The organism is Streptomyces sp. NPDC056486 (assembly GCF_042795295.1).
In the GTDB taxonomy this organism is placed as follows: domain Bacteria; phylum Actinomycetota; class Actinomycetes; order Streptomycetales; family Streptomycetaceae; genus Streptomyces.
Genome location: NZ_JBHTSF010000319.1, coordinates 1 through 2,510, shown reverse-complemented (window position 1 = coordinate 2,510; position 2,510 = coordinate 1). Strand labels below are relative to the sequence as shown.

The window sequence follows — 2,510 nt, the reverse complement described above, 5'->3', positions numbered from 1 at the left end:
TCGCCCGGTCTGTACGCGGTAGGTGTCCATGAGTTCGCCCCAGCTGCCGCCGTACTGCTCGCACATGTAGCGCAGGACGTCTGTGCCATCGACCAGCGGACCGAGCTCGGAGTGCAGTGCCTCGTACGGTGTGCCCTCCAGCTGGCCGGGGCCCTTGTTCACGTCGCAGTCGACGACCAGCAGGCCCGAAGGCCTGCACGCAATCGCCGGGTTGGCCGACGGCGAGTAGGCCCACGCCTCGATGACCTTGTTCAGGTCGTTGGTCGCCCACTCACCCCATCGGATCTTGAAGGGGCGAGTGGGGGTGATCAGGTGCGGCTGCTCGTCGATGACGTCGCCGGACTGCGGGCAGTGGGTGCCGCAGGGGTTGACGGGGAACAGATGCCAGCCGCGCTGCCAGGCGGCGACGGCGGAACCGATCAGGTTCACGGCACATCCCACCACAGAGGCTGCTGGCACTTCTCGATCTTCAACATGCCGGCCTCTACCTCACAGTTGCAGACCCTCAACAGGTACAGACCAGCCAATAGGCGAAGCGGCTTCTGTCTCATAAAGGATGGCAATTCAAAGATTACAAAGGTTACTCTCATCGAGTTTTCGCCAGATTTCACACGATGAACGAAAGCAGTGGAGGTAGAGAGTGACAAAGCGGAATAGAAGATTCACGAAGAGGGGGTCTGTGATGTTCGCCCTCATCTTGTCAGCAACGACGATATCCGTCGGGCCGCAGGTCATGGCCGCAGAGAGATGCGTGTTACCTGAAGGCGAGCTGAGCATAAGCGAGTTACCCTCAGGGTCGTCCGCCATCGAGTGTGATGCGATCGGTCGCATGGTGGCGTACGGAAACACGGGGGTCACGGTTCCTCAACCAGGAATGACCGTTGAGGTAGACAGCCTGACCGTCAGTGGAGAGATCGACGGGTTCGCGCTGTCCGTATCCAAGGACGGAATCGTCTCTTACGGCCTGGGCGAGGAAAACACTGAGTCTACCGTCGGCGGCTCCGATGTCCCCGACGACCTGTCGGGGACAGTGACGACACCAGGAGACAAGACCGAGGAATCCGACAGCGACGGCGCAGATGAATCAGATATCCCACAGGAGGGTGACGTCCCGGTCCTAACCGAGGACGACTTCCACACTACCGCGCTTTCGGCGTGCTGGGATGGCGCTTACAAGCACAAGGGATGGGCGGAGTACGGCACATACAACTGGTACATCGGGGACGGAGGAATGCCGGGCGCGCTCAGCCGAACTCAGGCCATGTGGGCATTCACCGAGTCCATCCACAACATCGTTAACCCTAACGTCTGCGGCTACAACGACGGAGTCGACGCCTGGTCCAAGTACAAGGGAACCACCACCTACGAGGCAGACATCAACACCTCGGGAAAATGCACGGACCGAGACGGCAAGAGCACTTGGGATGCCGGAAACCTGCCGTCTGGCACCCTGGCGGTCACATGTTCATTCTCTGCATCACTACCACCGGGCATGAAGGACGACCTCACGGAGGCCGACGTCCGCTTCAACACGCAGGACTACAACTTCACCAACAACCCAACGAGCAGTTGCAGAAACAAGTTCGACATCAGGTCCGTCGGCACCCATGAGGCCGGCCACGCGTTCGGCTTGGGCCACGTTACCGGACGTGATCATGAGAATCTCACGATGCAGCCCTACGTAGGTTCGTGCGAGACCCAGAGCAGGTCGCTCGGCAAGGGAGACATTCTGGGCCTCAAGAAGATCTACACGGACATCCACTAACACGCAGAAACCTGCTAATGGACAAGGAGCAATCTGTGGGCGTAATCGATCGAGGTCGATCCACACGGGCACTGATCGTTGTGGCAGCCATGGCCTCGGTCTTTGGCTGCTCATCCTCCGGCAACGACGGAGATGACGGGAAAGGTCAGTCGGAGGCAGTCTGTGCAAAGCAGGTGAAGTACGAGAACCGGACATACGAAGATATCGCTAAGGTATCGATCACCGTGGGAAAAAAACTGGGGTCGGTGAGTTTTGCACCTTGTGACGACACAGGGGAGCAAGACGGAGGCGAAGAATCCCCCGTAGGGTCGACGGCCTACGCAGTCAAAGGGCTGGACACAGATGTTGCCATTGCCGTCGGCGACAAGGCCGACGAGGCCACCTTGTTCGCCGTGAAGTCTGGCAAGGAGCTGCCCCCCGCAGTGAAGAAGCTCATCGACGCATCCTGACGGCTCGTCCGCTCGGTTGATTGACGATCACGGCCGAAGAGCCTGCCGCTCTTCGGCCGTGAGGCGCTATCGCACGATCCCTGCGGCAGCCGCGGCGGCGAGCCATCCCGCGTACTCGTGCGTGATGCCGTCGTACAGCGCGGCGTCGCTCACGGCGTGCGGGTCACGCGCGTGGAAGAAGGACGCGTTGTCGACCCGACGGCCGCGCAGGTCATCGAGCTTCTCCAGGAACTCGATGCGCTCCCCGAAGCCGACGAACGCCCAGAAGATCGGCAGGCCTGATGCGTCCCTGAGGG

4 protein-coding genes are annotated in these 2,510 nt (G+C 60.6%); 2 read left to right on the top strand and 2 right to left on the bottom strand.

Annotation, left to right across the window (positions count from 1 at the left end; all coding sequences use genetic code 11):
- Nucleotides 1–429 (bottom strand): bifunctional DNA primase/polymerase (locus ACFQ7F_RS45730; RefSeq protein WP_383285699.1); only part of this gene is annotated, 429 nt, incomplete at its 3' end.
- 253 nt (nt 430–682) lie between these two features.
- On the opposite strand from ACFQ7F_RS45730, the gene ACFQ7F_RS45725 reads away from it, so the two are divergent.
- Both ACFQ7F_RS45725 and ACFQ7F_RS45720 read left to right on the top strand, forming a co-directional pair.
- Nucleotides 683–1,765: a matrixin family metalloprotease gene (locus ACFQ7F_RS45725; protein WP_383285696.1), complete on the top strand. Its 1,083-nt coding sequence runs from the start codon at nt 683–685 to the stop codon at nt 1,763–1,765.
- A 35-nt stretch (nt 1,766–1,800) separates the two neighbouring features.
- Nucleotides 1,801–2,214, top strand: a complete 414-nt coding sequence (locus ACFQ7F_RS45720) for a DUF6281 family protein (RefSeq protein WP_383285693.1) — start codon at nt 1,801–1,803, stop codon at nt 2,212–2,214.
- A gap of 66 nt (nt 2,215–2,280) precedes the next feature.
- On the opposite strand, the gene ACFQ7F_RS45715 is transcribed toward ACFQ7F_RS45720, so the two are convergent.
- Nucleotides 2,281–2,510, bottom strand: a 230-nt coding sequence (locus ACFQ7F_RS45715; RefSeq protein WP_383285690.1) for a VWA domain-containing protein, incomplete at its 5' end; no start/stop codon positions are given.